Genomic DNA, 16,123 nt, shown 5'->3' on the forward strand with positions numbered 1-16,123 from the left:
CGGGTCCCTGCGGCCTTTGTGGTTGTCGTTAAACTCAGCTATGCGAAGCCAAAATCCGCTGCGCGATTTCAACTTCAAGGTCGGCAGGATAATCCCAGAAGCCAGGCTTGAACGACGCGGCCCCGCCCGATGCCAGCCAATCGATTCCGCGCAACAAAATGGCCGAAAACGGATCAAACAGATCCTTGCCCGATCCGCCCATGCCCGGTGCCAGATTAAGCAGGCTGCCCCGGTTCAGCAGATAAACCCGCTTATCATCGCTGAGGTCAAACCGTTCGATATGGCGGCGCATCCGGGTTTTTGGCAGGGTATCGAGCCACGCCACATCAATTTCAGTATTGGAATGGCCCACATTGACCAAAACCGCCCCGCGACGCACCTGTTGTAACTGAACCTTGCCCAATATGCCTGAAAGGCCGGTGGCGGTTACAATGATGGCATTGTTTTTAAGCCCGGATTCGAGATCAACCACGGCACAGCCATGATGCTGGGCCTCCAATGCCCGAACCGGGTCGCGCTCTGCCACCGACACCACAGCGCCCAGGTTGCGCGCCCGTTCGGCAACACCCCGCCCCACCGGACCAAACCCGATCACCAGCACCGTTCGGCCATAAAGGGCCAGGCCCGTCACATTGGAAAAAACCGGCCACATTTCCTGTGCGACATGGTGGCGGTTATGCAAGCGATCCTTGATCGCAATGTCGTTCCAGTTAAAAACCGGAAAATTCAGATCCAGCTTTTCAACCCGGTGCACACCGGTTGTGGTGGCTTCAAGCGCCCCGTCAACCTGATGGCCTTTTTTAACAAACGCCTCGATCAGTTCGCCGCCCATATCGGCAATAATATCGGCCGGTTCGTTCGACAGAATATCAATACTTGTGGCATATTCATCGGGGGTCATCCCGGAAAAGGCATGAACTTCAACCCCGTTTTTTGCCAAATAGGCCGCAGCGGCATCATCGGTGCTATCGGGGTTGCACGCCCCGACCTTTACCCGCGCCCCGGCCTGCACAAAAGGCAGCAGGGTGGGAATGGTATCTTCGAGAACATGCTGAAAACTGACAATGGTTTTACCGTGCAGGTCGCGCCGGGAGACATATTTGCCATAGGCGTCGGTAACCGGGCAAATCACCTGGCGCCAGGCCAGGGCTTCCTCGGTGATTTGTGCGGCAAGGCTGGCATCTTTAATGCGGCTATTCATGGTGTGGGGCCCATTTTTCAAGTGTGATCAGACTGCCTTGGTAATCGGTCCAACAGCGAATGAAAAGCACACAGCAGGCTTGCTGCCAAAAAAAACGCCCCTGCCCGTGGTCCCACACCACAAAACAGGGGCATATCACCCATTGCAACAATCGCGACAACCGGCCTAGTGTTTGTTCACACTGAAAATATTGGTTAGCGCCCGGCTCGATAGCCCATAAGTCTGACGGATCTCCTCTCGCTTCATGCCCTTGTTGTAATCGCCCATGATCAGGGCCCGACGAATGGCTTCCGATACCCCCCACGGCGACGGAATTTCGACATATCCGCTGCTGCTCGACAAGTTCAAAATACGCTCATGCAACTTTTGCGAGATATTTAGATCCATTTTCCGGGCCAGATCAGCGCGATCATTTCGCAGATAAATTTTACGTCCCCCGTGGCAATAAACAAATTCAAGCGCCTTGCGAAATCCAAAATCCTCGATCAGTTCAGCGACCAGCCATGGCAATGAAGCCATTACCAATCCTCGGTTTTCTTCAAACAATTGTTCAAGGGTCGCAAAGGCTACCTGATCATAGATCGGAAACCCCTTAAAGATTTGACGCTCCATATTCCTGCCCCTGATTGCAGTTTACATCCCCCTGACCCTATGATGATTTAAGGTTTCTACTCAGTGGAACCATACCCGTTATGCGCGCATTTCTTTTAACGTATTCCTAACGGCGAGCAAAAAGCTCGGTGCAATAAAACTTCAGGAGAACAAAATGGATTTTTCTCTCACCCTTAATGTTAATCCCGCTGACCTGAACATCATCAATGGTGCGCAGCAGAAAATTGCCCTGGCCAAACCGGTTGGCAATGCTGCGGTCAGTGTGATCTGGGTGGCTTTCGACCCGTTTGAAAGCAACACCATTCAGTGGTCGGAAGAATACTGGATCTATGCCTCAACCGCAGCGATCGGCAAAAACGGCGAAAAAATCACCAAATTGTCTGAAGTTCAGCCCGGCCCGGCCATGGGCGGCTCGATCTATACCTTTAACCAGACCGCGACTTTCGGCGCACCGATCCAAAACACGAATGTCGATGCCGGGAGCTTTGCCGCAAAGAATGAAATGCCCTATGACAAATATCCCTGCCTGACCTTTGGCCTGTCACAAAGCGCCCAGGTCAATCAGAAGCTTGAAGAACGCAAGCCGCTCTCGGCCAATTCGGTTCTGGCCAACCAGCATATCCGGATAACCCCTTACACCGACGTCTATATCTGGCTGGAAGGCCATTTCGAAAGTTCCACCATCGTCAGCGATGTGGTGGGCAGCAAAGCCATGGCTAAATTCGGCGGCGGCATCACTGAAATTGAAATGACCTATGACGGCAAAAGCGGCCAGTTTCATGCTTGATAATCGCCGCGCATAACCCGGCCCGGCCTTCCCGCCATACGGGAACAGCCTTCCCTGCCCCCGTAGGGCAAAAAATAAGAAAAACAACGGAGGTCAGCGCCATTTGCGCTGGCTTCCTTTTGCTGTTTGCTGCCATTTTCTTCCCCGCATCCTTGCCTGGCCGGTTGAGGCGGGTCGATTTTTTTTATTATCGTTGCCGCAAAACTTGCTCTGGCTGGCAGATTGTCGCAGCATGGCGACCCTTGAGGCTGCAAGTATGGCATTAATCATTACAATTTCTTGCGCAAACACCGCGCCAGATTAGATATCGGGCAGGTTCTAACGGAGACGAAACATGGCTGCGTTTTTGCAAATCGGTGTTTTGCTGGCAATGGCAGCTGTTGGCATTATTCTGGTGCTGGGCATTATCACGATGGCACGGGGCAAAAATGCGCGGGCATCGAACAAATTGATGCAATGGCGCATTATCGCGCAGGCCGCTGCTATTTTGTTGCTGCTAATCTTGTCGGTTATGGCAATGGGACGCTAGATATGGCCGCAATTCAAGGCCGCCTGCAACAACAGACATAACCCCGGGTCACAGGCGACAACCGCTGACCCCTATCGGGCAAAAAGGGACGAGTCCGCACAACATGGTTCAACTGACACGCATTTACACCAAATCAGGTGACAAGGGCAAAACATCCCTTGGTAACGGCAAACGGGTTGCCAAAAGCGACATCCGGGTTGCGGCCTATGGCACGGTTGATGAAACAAATGCGGTGATTGGTGTGGCCCGGCTGCACAGTGCCGATACCCCCGACATCGATGCCATGCTGGCCCGCATTCAAAACGACCTGTTCGACCTTGGTGCCGATTTATGCACCCCGGGCGACGGCACCAATGATGAGGGCGAATACCCGGCCCTGCGCATTGCCGAAAGCCAGGTGACCCGGCTGGAGCATGAAATTGATGCCATCAATGCCAATCTGAACCCGTTAAAATCCTTTATCCTGCCCGGTGGCACCGCCCTTGCCGCACAATTGCACATGGCGCGCACGGTTTCGCGCCGCGCCGAACGGCTGATGGTGGAACTGGCCGCACAGGAAAACATCAACCCGCAGGCCATTCGTTATATCAACCGCCTGTCGGACCATATGTTTGTCCTTTCGCGCCAGGCCAATAATGGCGGAAAGGACGACATTTTGTGGCAACCGGGCCTTACCCGCGATGCAACAGATGTGCAAAAAACATAAAATACCGTTTCAGGCGTGCTAAAGCAGGTTGCCAACACGCCTGAAAATATTGTTTTTGATCCCACAGGATCAATTTTTCAGTAAAGAAGCTATCGTTAACGTTAACCTCTTTACGTAAATTGACAAGCCCGCATGTGCCGATTATTGTGCATCGCAGGGAAAACAGTAACACCGGGCGCACCACGCCGTTAACAGGTTGGTTGCACTCATTGGTTAGACAACAAAAACGAACAGGTCTGTCATGAAGGTTCTTGTCGCCGTTAAGCGCGTTGTGGATTACAACGTCAAGATCCGAGTCAAACAGGACCAGTCAGGCGTTGAATTAAACAACGTCAAGATGTCCATGAACCCGTTTGACGAAATCGCCGTTGAAGAAGCCGTCCGCCTGAAGGAAGCCGGTAGCGCCACCGAAGTGGTCGCCGTGTCCCTTGGGGTGAAACAGTCGCAGGAAACCCTGCGCACGGCCCTTGCCATGGGTGCGGATCGCGCCATTCTGGTTGAAAGCGACGATGAATTACAGCCGCTGGCCGTGGCCAAGCTGCTGAAGGAAGTGGTGGCAAAAGAAGCCCCGGATCTGGTTATTCTGGGTAAACAGGCGATTGACGATGACGCCAACCAGACCGGCCAGATGCTGGCGGCATTGCTGGGCTGGCCGCAGGGCACGTTTGCCTCGAAAATCGTAATTGCCGATGGCAAAATGGATGTCACCCGCGAAGTTGATGGCGGCCTTGAGACCATCAAGCTGGACCTTCCGGCGATTGTTACCACCGATTTGCGCCTGAACGAACCGCGCTATGCGTCGCTTCCCAATATCATGAAGGCCAAGAAAAAGCCGCTTGATACCCTGTCGCCTGCCGATCTGGGGGTCGATACCACGCCGCGCTTAAAAACCCTGAAAGTGACCGAACCGCCATCACGCCAGGCGGGCATCAAGGTTGCCGATGTGGCCGAACTGGTCGACAAGCTTCGTAACGAAGCCAAAGTAATTTAAGCAGGGGCAGGTCCAATGAGCATTCTAGTTATTGCCGAACACGACAATACCGAATTAAAGGGCGCGACCCTTTCCACCATCGCTGCTGCCAAAAAAATTGGCGGTGACATTACCGTTCTCGTCGCCGGTGAAAACTGTGCCGCCGTTGCCGATGCCGCCGCAAAGGCCGAGGGTGTTGCCAGGGTATTGCTGGCCGACAATGCCGTTTACGGCCACGCACTGGCGGAAAACCTGGCCGGTCTGGTCATTGAGCTGGCCGGGGATTACAGCCACATTCTGGCGGTCGCCTCAACCACGGGCAAAAACTTTATGCCGCGCGTTGCGGCCTTAAAGGATGTCGCACAGATTTCCGACATCATTGATGTTGAAAGTGCCGATACCTTCGTGCGTCCGATTTATGCGGGTAACGCCCTTGCCACGGTTCAATCCTCCGACAGCCTGAAACTGATTACGGTGCGCCCCACCGGGTTTGATCCGGTTTCTGGCGAAGGCGGTTCGGCCAGTGTCGAAAATGTTGCGATTGCGTCGGATTTTGGTAAATCCAGCTTTGTTGGTCAGCAACTGACCGAGTCGGAACGCCCGGAACTGGCCGCAGCCTCGGTTGTGATCTCTGGCGGGCGCGGCATGGGGTCGGGTGAAAACTTCCACCTGATCGAACCAATTGCCGACAAACTGGGGGCTGCCATTGGCGCTTCGCGCGCCGCAGTTGATGCAGGATATGCTCCGAACGACTGGCAGGTGGGTCAAACTGGCAAAGTTGTTGCACCGCAGCTATACATTGCGGTAGGCATTTCAGGTGCTATTCAGCACCTTGCCGGCATGAAGGACAGTAAGGTCATTGTTGCGATCAACAAGGACGAAGACGCGCCGATCTTTTCGGTTGCCGATTACGGGCTTGTTGCGGACCTGTTCGAGGCCCTTCCCGCATTGGCGAGTGAACTCGACAAATAGTCAGATCCTTTTTGGATAGGGATTAAGTGGGGAAACATGGCTTCATTGGATGATATCAAAACAATCGGCGTCATTGGTGCCGGTCAGATGGGCAACGGAATTGCCCATGTGATCGCACTGGCCGGTTATGACGTCCGTCTTCTTGACGTATCGGAACAGGCACTTGAAAAAGCGCTGGTTCAGATCGGCAAGAACCTGGACCGCCAGCTTAAGAAAGAGATGATCTCGCAAGCCGAGAAAGACGCGGCCCTGTCCCGGATTACCACCGGGGTGGAATACACGTTTTTGTCTGACTGCAATCTCGTGATCGAAGCGGCGACGGAAAACGAAGAAGTCAAAAAGCAGATCTTCAAGTCGCTGTGTCCGGTTCTGGGCGAAGAAGCCATTATTGCGACCAACACATCGTCCATTTCGGTGACGCGCCTGGCATCCTATACCGACCGCCCGGCAAAGTTCATGGGCATGCATTTCATGAACCCGGTGCCGCTCATGAAACTGGTCGAATTGATCCGCGGCATTGCCACCGATGAAACGACCTATCGCACCATTCATGAACTGACGAAAAAACTGGGCAAAGACACGGCAAGTGCCGAAGATTTCCCGGCTTTTATCGTCAATCGTATCTTGCTGCCCATGATCAACGAAGCGGTCTATACCCTGTATGAAGGGGTGGGCAATGTGCAGTCGATCGATACCGCCTTGCGTTTGGGGGCCAATCATCCGATGGGCCCGCTGCAACTGGCCGATTTCATTGGTCTCGATACCTGCCTGTCGATCATGCATGTGCTGCATGATGGCCTGGCCGATACCAAATATCGCCCGTGCCCGCTTTTGGTAAAATATGTCGAAGCCGGCTGGCTTGGCCGCAAGGTTGGCCGCGGTTTTTACGACTATTCCGGCGACGAACCGGTCCCGACCCGCTAACACGGTCGCACAGGCCGTTGTCGCAAAGGCAATTTTTGCAGACATAATTTCAAAGGTCACCGCCCCCGGGCGGTGGCTTTTTTTGTGGCGCCCCCAATCTTTGGGCGCAGGCACAAAAAATTCGCAATCAAATAAGTTGATCTTGGCGCGCGAATTTGTACTCCTGTAGGGAATAAAATCAACGGGAGGCGTTCGCGATGTTTATGGGAATCGATGTGGGCACATCAGCGGTAAAGGCCCTGCTGATGGATGAAACATCGGCAATTGTCGCCGAAGCCGACATCGCCCTGTCGCTGAGCAACCCGCACCCGTATTGGAGCGAACAAAACCCGGACGACTGGTGGGATGCCGCCCGGCAGGCGATTGACCTGATCATGGCAAAGAATGCCACAGCACTATCAAAGGTCCGCGCCATTGGCCTTTCCGGGCAAATGCACGGGGCTGTGGTGCTGGGTGCCGATGATACGCCTCTGCGCCCGGCGATTTTATGGAATGATGGCCGCGCCAAAGCCGAATGTGACGCCATAGAAGCCACCCTGCCCGGCCTTGCCCTGCGCGCCGGTGTGGTCGCCATGCCCGGCATGACGGCTCCCAAAATCATGTGGCTGCGCAAACACGAACCCGATCTGTTTGACGCGATTCGCACCGTCATGCTGCCCAAAGATTACATCCGCCTGCATTTATGCGGTGAAAAGGCCACCGAAATGTCCGATGCCGCCGGGACATTATGGCTGGACGAGGAAAAACGCGCATGGAACCCCGAGGCCATTGCCGCCACCGGCCTAACGCCCGACCAATTACCGACCCTGTTTGAAGGCAGTGACGCCACCGGTATCTTGCGGGCAGACCTGGCCACGCGTTGGGGCATGGGCAAAAATATTGTCATTGCCGGAGGCGGCGGCGATGCGGCCACTGGCGGCATTGGTGCCGGGGCCGTCACACATGGCGACGGGTTTATTTCGCTGGGCACATCATCGCAGCTTTTTGTCGCATCGGACCGTTATCGCCCGAAACCGGAATTGCTATTGCACAGTTTTGCCCATGCGGTGCCAGATCGCTGGTTTCAAATGGCGGTTTTGCTAAATGGTGCCAGTTGCCTGGCATGGGTGGCAAATCTTTTGGGCGAAACCAGTATCGCGGGTCTTTTGGCACGGACCGAAGCCCGGCACAAAACCCCGTCCGACCTGATATTTCTGCCCTACCTTAGCGGCGAACGCACCCCGCATAACAACCCCTATGCCCGCGGGGTATTTTTTGGGCTCAGTACCAGCACCACGCGCGAAACCATGGTACAGGCCGTGTTAGAAGGCGTTGCCTTTGCCCTGAGCGACGCGCAAGCGGGCCTTCATGCCGCAGGCACACATTGCGAATTGCCCGGTGTGATTGGCGGAGGCGCACGTAGCCTGTATTGGACGCAAATGATCGCCGATATCATGGGCACCCCGCTGGCCCGCTATCAGGGCGGGGCCAAAGGCCCGGCCTTTGGCGCGGCACGGCTGGCGCGCCTGGCGGTCAAGGATGGCACCATCGAGGATGTTTGCACGCCCCCCGTCATCGAAAATGTTTTAAAACCCGATCAAAACCGGCACGAACAATACCTGCCCCGCATGGCCAAATTCCGCCGCCTGTATGACGCCCTGGCCGCCGAATTTCAGGATCGCTAAAGGAAACGTAATTTAGGGTCCGTGGTCGGGCTGGCCCCGGAATTACCGGGCAGGCAGCACCGCGATAACAAACGCACACTTAAAGCATGTTTCCTTTAATATGACCCATTTTGTTTGTTTTTGGCGTGTCGTTTGGCAAGGCACAGCGCGCTGCGCGATGCGGCGCATCGGGCGAGCGGTGTAACGCCGCCAAACACCGCCAAAAACAAACCCTGTGGGCCAGCGCAGTCTGCCGCCTGGCAAAATGGGTCATATTAAAGGAAATATGCTTTAGTCGTTTGTCAGATCGGTGAAATATTTTATGATGGCAGAATCAGCCCACGGCGCGACCCCTTCGACATAACCGATCACGTTGCCATCCTTGCCGATTAAAATGCTGGTCGGCAAGCCTCGCACCTTGAACGAACGGGCAAGCACGCCCTTGGGGTCAAGGGCGACATCAAGATTATGAATATCGTTTTCCGTGTAAAACGCCTGCACATCCTTGGCCCCGCCGCGATCCTGGCTGATTGCAATCACACGAAACGGTTTGTCGGACATGGCACGCGCCAGATCATTGAGGTCGGGCATTTCGCGGACACAGGGCGCACACCATGTCGCCCATAAATTAACCAGCAGAACCGTGCCTTGAAAATCTTTCAAATCGTGAATATTGCCATTTTCGTCACTAAATCCGGTTTTACCGGGCAGTGGACCCGCATGTGTTGCAGCATCAAGTTTGGAAAGTTGATCAGGGACATCCACATTGGCAAAGGCAGGGCTTGCATAAATGGCGGATATGGCGACAATCACGCCAAGTTTTACATATTGAAGCAGCGGCTTCACAACAGACACCTTTCAGACCAAAGCGAAAACAACATGACCGACCAGACCTCTGCCGACCCAAAAAACGCCAACGCCTTGTGGGGCGGTCGCTTTGAAGCAGGCCCTTCCGCAATCATGGAAGAAATCAATGCCTCGATCGGGTTCGATAAACGCCTTTATGCCCAGGACATCCAGGGATCAAAGGCCCATTGTGCCATGCTGGTCAAACAAAACATTATTCCGGCTGAGGATGGCGAGAAAATCATCGAAGGTCTAGGCCTCATTCTTCAAGAAATCGAGAGCGGCCAGTTTACCTTTTCAACCGCCCTTGAAGATATTCACATGAATGTCGAAAGCCGCCTGCGTGAACTGATCGGCCCGGCAGCTGGTCGCCTGCATACCGGCCGGTCACGCAATGATCAGGTTGCCACCGATTTTAAATTGTGGGTGCGCGATGTTGCCTTGAATGATCTTGAAGTCGGTCTTGCCGGGCTGCAAGAAGCCCTGATCGGCCAGGCGGAAAAGAACATTGATACCGTCATGCCGGGCTTTACCCATTTGCAGGCTGCCCAGCCGGTGACATTTGGCCATCATATGCTGGCCTATGTTGAGATGTTTGGCCGTGACCGCTCGCGTGTGGCGGATTGCAAGGTTCGCATGAACGAAAACCCGCTAGGGTCTGCAGCCCTTGCCGGTACCCCCTACCCGATTGACCGGCACCTGACATCGGCAACGATGGGGTTTGACCGCCCGGCGGCCAATTCGCTTGATGCCGTGTCGGACCGCGATTTTGCGCTGGAATATCTTAACGCGGCCTCGATCACCGCCATGCATTTGTCGCGCCTGGCCGAGGAAATGGTGATCTGGTGTTCGGCCCAGTTCAAATTTATTGGCATGTCCGATAAGTTTTCCACCGGGTCATCGATCATGCCGCAAAAGCGCAACCCCGATGCAGCGGAACTGATCCGCTCCAAAATCGGTCGGATTGTCGGGTGTTATAATTCGCTGATGCTGTCGATGAAGGGCTTGCCGCTGGCTTATTCCAAGGACATGCAGGAAGACAAGGAACCGGTATTTTTCGCCCATGACCATTTGGGTCTGTGCGTTGCTGCCATGACCGGCATGGTTGCCGACATGAAGGTTTTTGCCGATAATATGCGCAAGGCCGCCGGGGCCGGTTACATCACGGCAACCGACCTTGCCGACTGGCTGGTGTCCGAACTGGGTATGCCGTTTCGCGATGCGCACCATGTGGTTGGGGCCACCGTTAAACTGGCCGAAACCCGGGGCTGCGATCTTGACCAGTTGCCGTTGGCTGACTTGCAGAAAATCGAACCGAAAATTACCGATGCTGTGTTTAAAGTACTGACCGTGGATGCGTCGGTTGCGGCCCGCAAAAGTTTTGGTGGCACCGCCCCGGAACGGGTGCGCGAAGCCGTTGCCAGTGCCAAGGAAAGGTTTTTGAAATAATGCATAAAACAACACGTTTTTCGCGCCTTGGCGCACGTGCGCTGATGATGGCCCTTGCCATCACCATGGGCCTGTCGGTAGCTGCCTGTGGCAAAAAAGGCCCGCTTGAACCGCCAACGGAAGCTGGTAAAGATTATCCCCGGAGCTACCCCAGCCAATGAACCACTTTGAATATATCAATGGCGTTTTAAACGCCGAAAGCGTTGCGATCCCGGAACTGGCAAAAAAAGTCGGCACCCCGTTTTACTGCTATTCGACCGCAACCCTGGAACGCCACTACAAGGTGTATGCCAGCGCGTTTGACGGGCTGGATGCCACGGTGTGCTATGCGCTAAAGGCCAATTCAAATCAGGCTGTCATCAAGACCCTTGCCAAATTGGGGGCCGGGGCCGATGTGGTTTCGGTTGGGGAAATGCGCCGCGCCCTTCGCGCCGGTATTGCCCCGTCAAAGGTGATTTTTTCGGGCGTGGGCAAGGCCGATGCCGAAATGCGCGAAGCACTGGATGCCGACATTGCGCAAATCAATGTCGAATCGATCCCTGAACTGGTCGAGTTGAACCGTGTTGCACTGGATATGGGCAAAAAAGCCCGTATTGCGTTGCGCATCAACCCGCATGTCGATGCCAGAACCCACGAAAAAATCGCCACCGGCAAGGCCGAAAACAAATTCGGCATCGACTGGACCCGCGCGATTGAGGTTTACCGCGATGCTGTCAAAATGGATGGCATCGAAATTACCGGTATCGCCATGCATATCGGATCGCAGTTAACCGACCTGACCCCGTTCCGCGAGGCCTTCACCCGTCTGGCAAGCATGGTCGAAGAATTGCGCACGCATGGCATCGAGATTAAAAACCTGGATCTTGGCGGCGGTCTTGGCATTGCCTATCAGGGCGAAACACCCCCCCTGCCTGCGGCTTATGGCCAGATGGTGCGCGAAACGGTGGGGCATCTTGGCTGCCACATCACCCTGGAACCGGGCCGTTTGATTGTCGGCAATGCCGGTATTCTGGTCTCGCGCGTTATGTATATCAAAGACGGCGAAGCCAAACGTTTTGCCATCCTTGATGCCGCGATGAACGATTTGATCCGCCCGACATTATATAACGCCTATCACGAAATCATTGCCGTTAAAGAACCCGGCACGGATGACAAGATGGCGCGGATGGATGTGGTTGGCCCCGTTTGCGAAACCGGCGATACCTTTGGCAAAGACCGTGAACTGCCCGATCATCTGCAACCGGGTGATCTTGTCGCGATTTGCTCTGCCGGGGCCTATGGCGCGGTGATGTCATCGACCTATAATACCCGTGCCCTGACACCGGAAGTTCTGGTAAGCGGCGATGAATTCGCCATTATTCGCGAACGCCAGTCGATTGACGATCTGATTGCGCTTGATAAAATTCCGGGCTGGCTGGACTGATTTTACCATCCTGCCTGCATTTGTCAGATACGCCGCTATAGATAAAGGGTCGCACACGCGGCCCTTTTTTACGACAGATCACGCGGTCTTTGCTTGACCTTAAGTATTGGGCGTCCAAACTGGGTTTATGATCCACCACAGGGCCGCTTGCGTGAATATGATGGTCACATCCGCCCGGCTGGAACGTCGGTTAAAAATCGCCCGTCAGATTTTGATGTGGGAACGGGTATGGCCGCGCCTGATACCGGTTTTATCGATTATTGCCACAACGCTCGGCCTGGCCCTGACCGGTATTCTCGGCCAATTACCCGCTATTGTGCATATTGCTATTCTGGCACTGGCTTTTGTCGGGTTGGGTGTGTGCGGATTTTTTGCCTGCATCGCGTTAAAATCGCCCTCCAACATACAGGTCATGGCCCGAATAGAGGCCGAAAACAGCCTGCGTCACACCCCGATCCAAAGTCAGATCGATGGCATCACGGCATCGGATGACCCGCTGACATCGTTTTTATGGCAGCGCCAGTTACAGAATAACGAAACGCAACTTGGCGATCTGCGCCTGCCGCGCCCCCGGCCCGTGCTGGCAAAGCACGACCCGTTCGGGCTGGCGGTTATTCCGGTATTGCTGCTGTTTATTGGCATTCTGGCCGGGCAGGGCAAATATGGCGACCGCCTTGCCACCGCCTTTGACCCGTTAAGCCGACTGGGTTCTGCGGCCTTTTCCACCAGTTTATGGGTTACCCCACCCGCCTATACGGGCAAAATCCCCCGCGTAATCACCCCCGAACGCGACGGCAAAATTTCCTATTTCGTGACAAATGACCAAAACAGCCCGGGCAGCCCCCCGCCGCGCGACGATAGAAGCGCAAAAGACACTGCCCACACGGTGCATTTGCGCATCCCCGCAGGCACAATTCTGGCAGGCAGCATTAACAGCGCCTGGGAACCGACCCTGATCGCCCCGGATGGCCGGAACCGCCCGCTTGAAAACAGCGACAACAACACTTATGCCCTGTCCACGCTTCTCGACCAGCCGGGCGAATGGAACATCACCGTTTGGGGCACCAGCCGCCTTACCTTGCAGGTTGATATCGTTCCCGACACACCGCCGGTTCTGGCATTTATCGCCCCGCCAACCGCCACCAGGCGTGACCATGTGCGTCTTGATTACATCGCCAGTGACGATTACGGCATTCGCACGCTAGACCTTGTGATACGCCCCCGGCTGGAAGCAACGCCCGCTGCTATTTACGGTAAAACAGACGCCATTGTGATTAATCTGTCCGGTGCGACCGACACAACAAACCCGACTCCGGCAAACCAGACCAGCGCCCAACCCGGCGAACAAACCGGCAAGGACGATGCCGACCCGAGTACCACCAACCTGCATGGACCGTATTTTTTAAATATGGTGGCCCACTCATGGGCCGGGTTGCCGGTTAATTTGCAACTGGTGGCGACCGATAATTTCAATCAGACAGCCCAAAGCGATATTCAGTCACTGGTGTTGCCCGAACGTGAATTTACCCATCCGGTGGCCCGCAAGCTGATTGATATTCGCAAATCTTTGCTGCGTTACCCCACACGGGCGCGCGAACTGCGCGATAATCTGTATCCGGTCTTGAATGCGCCGCAGGCCTATGGCGGCGATATCGGGGTGTTTTTGGGCCTGTCGGTGGCAACCGCCCGGCTGTCGGGGCATCTTGGTGATATTGCCTGGCATCAGAATGTTGGCGATCTGTTGTGGCACATCGCCGAAGAAATTGAACGGGGCCATTATGGGCTGGCGGAACGCAACCTGATGGACGCCGAAGACGAACTGCTAGATGCCCTGTCGAACCCCGACATCAGCGAACAGGAAATTTCCGACCTGATCGAGCGTTACCGCCAGGCACTTAACGAATATATGTCGGCACTTGCCCAAAAAGACGCACCGGATGCCGCAAAAAATGCCCCACAAGGCAAGATGATCGAACAACAGGACCTGTCGCGCGTGATTGACCAGATCGCCGCCCTGATGCGATCTGGCGCGCGGAACGAAGCCCGCAACCTGATCGACAAACTGCGCCAGCTGGTTGAAAACATGCAAGTCACCACCGATGGCAAAGGGCAGGGAATGGCCCGTCCGTTGCGCCAGATGCTTGACGGTATGCGCGACCTTGCCCGGCGACAACAGGAACTGATGGATCAGGGCGACAGTCGCAGCACTGACGGTCCCAGCAGCCAGAACCGCGCCCAGACCCAGCAAAACCTGTCGGACGATGCCAGTTCCCTGACCACCAATAAAAGTTTTGACCGGTTTGGCGAGGATAGCGGCCTGAAAGATGCCATCGACGCCATGAAACGTGCCGCCGATGCCCTGAGCCACGGCCGCCAGCACGAAGCCCTGCAAGAACAGCAAAACGCCCTGCAAAGCCTGCGCGACGGCATTGGCACGTTGGGTCAGACCCTGGAAAGCCTCAGCAAAATGGCACCGATGTTCGACGAACTGGGGCAACCCGGTCAGCGCGACCCGCTGGGGCGCCCGGTAGATGGCGATAACGGCACCCATATTCCCAATGCCGATACCCTGAACAAAACATGGCAGATATTGCAGGAATTGCGCCGCCGTTCGAGCGACCCCGAACGCCCGGTGATCGAACATGATTATATCGACCGATTGCTGAAACGATTTTAGATCAGGTTCACCAGCGATTTCGCCCCAAAAAAACCAACTTAAAGCGCAACAGGCTTGTGCAAACCCCGGCCTCGGGCAGAGTGTCGTTGCCCGGTGTCGTGAACCGGTGTTGCTCACCGCCAATTGATATCATCCGCCGAAACGCGATACCACCGGGCAAAACAAAACGGGCGGACCCGTTGCCCGCCCGTTTCAAAACAAATCAGTTCGCCATTAATTGATCTTAGGGTTCAAGGGCTTCACGCGGGTCAAGGAACGTTACCTGAAGGCGGGTCGCCGTCGGGTTCGGCTTGCGAATTTTGGTTTCCACATTCAGGGTTTTGCCAACCGGCAAAATCTGTTGTGCAATCGGCATACCCGGTTCGGTCTGGGCGGCCTTCTGATCATAAACCAGCGCCACTTTTTTGCGCTGAACCACCCGGTCAAGCGGATCAAGCAGTTCAATCAGCAAATAGGGCAAAGGCCGGTCCACTTTGCTGATATTGACGATTTCGGCACGCACCACCAAAACATCAACCCCGTCTTCTTCTTCGCGGGTTGGCGGCATTTCCTTAATATCAAGGCCTTCGCCAACATGGGGGACATCAAGCCCGACCATGTCATAGACCTTGGCAATCGGCGGCCACGCATTAATCAGCGTATCTTTGGCAAAATAGGCCCCGGCACAAATCCCGGCAACAATCAGCAAAAACAGAATCCAGCCGAAAATACCCTTTTTCGATTTTGGCGACGGATCGTCATTTCGGCTGAGCTGACGCGGGAAAGGCGGCGGATCAGGAATGCGATCAGCCCCTTCAAAGCCGGCATCAACATCGCCGTCATACTGATCTGCGCCAAAAACCGCGCCCGATGCCGCATCCTGGGCAAAGGGCGGTGGTGACATGTCATCGTCCCCCGCAGGCGATGATGCTGGCGCAGGCGCAGGTGCAGGAGCAGATGGCGCAGCAGGTTTCACCCCCGGAGGGTCCTGGTGCCAGCTGTTACCGCAATTTTTGCAGCGTACAGTTCTGCCTTTCGGTCCGATTGACTCGGCCTTTACAGAATATTTTTTAGAACAGTCTGGGCAAGTTATGATCATTGCAAACCTGGCATAAAGCTGTCAGCAGCTAGAATTCCGAACCTGGTGGATACAGGAAAAACGGTCGACGGACACCCCCCGCTTTTCACCGCCTTATACTATATGTAAATAGCGCCGATTTAACAGACTGTTAAGCAAAGATAACAGAAGCTGAGCAAAGCAGGCCATAAACTGCGTGCAGGATCACACACCAGAGCGACAAAACACACCCTTGATTGATAATTTTTTTTGATAAAACAGGGGTATGGCTGGCACCCGTGCCGCCTGTTTTGCATATCCATGCATTTTTAAGGCATTTTCGGGTAT

The 16,123-nt window shown here is 54.9% G+C and carries 15 protein-coding genes; 11 read left to right on the forward strand and 4 right to left on the reverse strand.

Annotated features, from left to right (window positions below):
* Positions 1–34: 34 nt before the first annotated feature.
* Positions 35–1,201, reverse strand: coding sequence for an adenosylhomocysteinase (locus tag AAC086_RS16350; RefSeq protein WP_339780250.1), 1,167 nt, complete (start codon positions 1,199–1,201; stop codon positions 35–37).
* 165 nt (positions 1,202–1,366) lie between these two features.
* Positions 1,367–1,813, reverse strand: coding sequence for a hypothetical protein (locus tag AAC086_RS16355; RefSeq protein ID WP_339780252.1), 447 nt, complete (start codon positions 1,811–1,813; stop codon positions 1,367–1,369).
* A 154-nt stretch (positions 1,814–1,967) separates the two neighbouring features.
* On the opposite strand from AAC086_RS16355, the gene AAC086_RS16360 reads away from it, so the two are divergent.
* The 7 genes from AAC086_RS16360 (at position 1,968) to xylB (ending at position 8,365) form a co-directional block, all read left to right on the forward strand.
* Complete coding sequence (locus AAC086_RS16360; protein WP_339780254.1) at positions 1,968–2,600, forward strand: hypothetical protein; 633 nt, start codon at positions 1,968–1,970, stop codon at positions 2,598–2,600.
* 334 nt (positions 2,601–2,934) lie between these two features.
* Positions 2,935–3,129: a twin transmembrane helix small protein gene (locus tag AAC086_RS16365; protein ID WP_339780256.1), complete on the forward strand. Its 195-nt coding sequence runs from the start codon at positions 2,935–2,937 to the stop codon at positions 3,127–3,129.
* Positions 3,130–3,232: 103 nt separating this feature from the next.
* Entirely contained in the window at positions 3,233–3,835 is a 603-nt protein-coding gene (locus AAC086_RS16370) for a cob(I)yrinic acid a,c-diamide adenosyltransferase (protein ID WP_339780258.1), read from the forward strand.
* A gap of 241 nt (positions 3,836–4,076) precedes the next feature.
* Positions 4,077–4,826, forward strand: a complete 750-nt coding sequence (locus tag AAC086_RS16375) for an electron transfer flavoprotein subunit beta/FixA family protein (RefSeq protein WP_339780259.1) — start codon at positions 4,077–4,079, stop codon at positions 4,824–4,826.
* A gap of 15 nt (positions 4,827–4,841) precedes the next feature.
* Entirely contained in the window at positions 4,842–5,777 is a 936-nt protein-coding gene (locus AAC086_RS16380) for an FAD-binding protein (RefSeq protein WP_339780261.1), read from the forward strand.
* A 36-nt stretch (positions 5,778–5,813) separates the two neighbouring features.
* Positions 5,814–6,701, forward strand: coding sequence for a 3-hydroxybutyryl-CoA dehydrogenase (locus AAC086_RS16385; RefSeq protein ID WP_339780263.1), 888 nt, complete (start codon positions 5,814–5,816; stop codon positions 6,699–6,701).
* A gap of 197 nt (positions 6,702–6,898) precedes the next feature.
* Positions 6,899–8,365, forward strand: a complete 1,467-nt coding sequence (gene xylB / locus AAC086_RS16390) for a xylulokinase (RefSeq protein WP_339780265.1) — start codon at positions 6,899–6,901, stop codon at positions 8,363–8,365.
* Between the two features lie 270 nt (positions 8,366–8,635).
* On the opposite strand, the gene AAC086_RS16395 is transcribed toward xylB, so the two are convergent.
* Complete coding sequence (locus tag AAC086_RS16395; RefSeq protein ID WP_339780267.1) at positions 8,636–9,190, reverse strand: TlpA disulfide reductase family protein; 555 nt, start codon at positions 9,188–9,190, stop codon at positions 8,636–8,638.
* Positions 9,191–9,223: 33 nt separating this feature from the next.
* Between AAC086_RS16395 and argH the strand changes: the two genes are divergently transcribed.
* The 4 genes from argH to AAC086_RS16415 all read left to right on the forward strand — a co-directional run bounded on the left by argH (position 9,224) and on the right by AAC086_RS16415 (position 14,739).
* Positions 9,224–10,639: an argininosuccinate lyase gene (gene argH, locus AAC086_RS16400; RefSeq protein WP_339780268.1), complete on the forward strand. Its 1,416-nt coding sequence runs from the start codon at positions 9,224–9,226 to the stop codon at positions 10,637–10,639.
* The gene (locus AAC086_RS16405) at positions 10,639–10,800 is read left to right on the forward strand and encodes a lipoprotein (RefSeq protein WP_339780270.1); all 162 of its coding nucleotides are present in this window, start codon (positions 10,639–10,641) and stop codon (positions 10,798–10,800) included. Before argH ends, AAC086_RS16405 begins: the two co-directional genes overlap by 1 nt.
* On the forward strand, positions 10,797–12,062 hold the full coding sequence (gene lysA, locus AAC086_RS16410) for a diaminopimelate decarboxylase (RefSeq protein WP_339780272.1): 1,266 nt from the start codon (positions 10,797–10,799) through the stop codon (positions 12,060–12,062). The genes AAC086_RS16405 and lysA overlap by 4 nt, the downstream gene beginning before the upstream one ends.
* Positions 12,063–12,219: 157 nt before the next feature.
* Positions 12,220–14,739 (forward strand): DUF4175 family protein, encoded by a 2,520-nt coding sequence (locus tag AAC086_RS16415; protein WP_339780416.1) that lies wholly within the window; start codon positions 12,220–12,222, stop codon positions 14,737–14,739.
* Between the two features lie 223 nt (positions 14,740–14,962).
* On the opposite strand, the gene AAC086_RS16420 is transcribed toward AAC086_RS16415, so the two are convergent.
* Positions 14,963–15,817: a DUF3426 domain-containing protein gene (locus AAC086_RS16420; RefSeq protein ID WP_339780273.1), complete on the reverse strand. Its 855-nt coding sequence runs from the start codon at positions 15,815–15,817 to the stop codon at positions 14,963–14,965.
* Positions 15,818–16,123: the final 306 nt, after the last annotated feature.

It is taken from the genome of uncultured Thalassospira sp. (genome assembly GCF_963976115.1).
Classification (GTDB): domain Bacteria; phylum Pseudomonadota; class Alphaproteobacteria; order Rhodospirillales; family Thalassospiraceae; genus Thalassospira.

What these genes read in the sequence shown, in the direction of transcription:
- xylB (WP_339780265.1), top strand. Translation starts at nt 6,899, where the DNA reads ATGTTTATGGGAATCGATGTGGGCACATCAGCGGTAAAGGCCCTGCTG.
- AAC086_RS16415 (WP_339780416.1), top strand. Translation starts at nt 12,220, where the DNA reads ATGATGGTCACATCCGCCCGGCTGGAACGTCGGTTAAAAATCGCCCGT.
- AAC086_RS16350 (WP_339780250.1), bottom strand. Translation starts at nt 1,201, where the DNA reads ATGAATAGCCGCATTAAAGATGCCAGCCTTGCCGCACAAATCACCGAG.
- lysA (WP_339780272.1), top strand. Translation starts at nt 10,797, where the DNA reads ATGAACCACTTTGAATATATCAATGGCGTTTTAAACGCCGAAAGCGTT.
- AAC086_RS16355 (WP_339780252.1), bottom strand. Translation starts at nt 1,813, where the DNA reads ATGGAGCGTCAAATCTTTAAGGGGTTTCCGATCTATGATCAGGTAGCC.
- AAC086_RS16360 (WP_339780254.1), top strand. Translation starts at nt 1,968, where the DNA reads ATGGATTTTTCTCTCACCCTTAATGTTAATCCCGCTGACCTGAACATC.
- AAC086_RS16375 (WP_339780259.1), top strand. Translation starts at nt 4,077, where the DNA reads ATGAAGGTTCTTGTCGCCGTTAAGCGCGTTGTGGATTACAACGTCAAG.
- AAC086_RS16405 (WP_339780270.1), top strand. Translation starts at nt 10,639, where the DNA reads ATGCATAAAACAACACGTTTTTCGCGCCTTGGCGCACGTGCGCTGATG.
- AAC086_RS16370 (WP_339780258.1), top strand. Translation starts at nt 3,233, where the DNA reads ATGGTTCAACTGACACGCATTTACACCAAATCAGGTGACAAGGGCAAA.
- argH (WP_339780268.1), top strand. Translation starts at nt 9,224, where the DNA reads ATGACCGACCAGACCTCTGCCGACCCAAAAAACGCCAACGCCTTGTGG.
- AAC086_RS16365 (WP_339780256.1), top strand. Translation starts at nt 2,935, where the DNA reads ATGGCTGCGTTTTTGCAAATCGGTGTTTTGCTGGCAATGGCAGCTGTT.
- AAC086_RS16385 (WP_339780263.1), top strand. Translation starts at nt 5,814, where the DNA reads ATGGCTTCATTGGATGATATCAAAACAATCGGCGTCATTGGTGCCGGT.
- AAC086_RS16380 (WP_339780261.1), top strand. Translation starts at nt 4,842, where the DNA reads ATGAGCATTCTAGTTATTGCCGAACACGACAATACCGAATTAAAGGGC.
- AAC086_RS16420 (WP_339780273.1), bottom strand. Translation starts at nt 15,817, where the DNA reads ATGATCATAACTTGCCCAGACTGTTCTAAAAAATATTCTGTAAAGGCC.